Consider the following 280-nt stretch of genomic DNA (forward strand, 5'->3'; position numbering starts at 1 on the left):
ATTCTGATAATGCGACTGTTTTCAGACGCAATCCCGAAACTGGTCGTCTAGCAAAACTTTCTAATGATTTCCATGTACCGGAAGCCGTTTGCATTCGCTTTGCTAACTAAGAAAAAATAAAAATGAACTTGATGTCACAAGTTCATTTTTATTTTATAATTTATTTCCGACATTGATCCGGTTAATGGCACGTTGTAAAGCAATCTTTGCACGTCGTTCTTGGTCAATCAAATGCTTGTCATGTGCTTCTTCGATTTCCTGCTCGGCGCGACGTTTAGCG

2 protein-coding genes are annotated in these 280 nt (G+C 39.3%); one reads left to right on the plus strand and one right to left on the minus strand.

Translation table 11 applies throughout. The features are described from left to right. Window positions 1–110 (plus strand): beta-propeller fold lactonase family protein (locus SORDD16_RS11245; RefSeq protein WP_164966540.1); only part of this gene is annotated, 110 nt, incomplete at its 5' end. A gap of 43 nt (window positions 111–153) precedes the next feature. Here SORDD16_RS11245 and SORDD16_RS10260 read toward each other — a convergent pair. Further along, window positions 154–280 (minus strand): ATP synthase delta/epsilon chain alpha-helix domain-containing protein (locus SORDD16_RS10260; protein ID WP_277730708.1); only part of this gene is annotated, 127 nt, incomplete at its 5' end.

Source organism: Streptococcus oralis, from assembly GCF_001578945.1.
GTDB lineage: Bacteria > Bacillota > Bacilli > Lactobacillales > Streptococcaceae > Streptococcus > Streptococcus oralis_Q.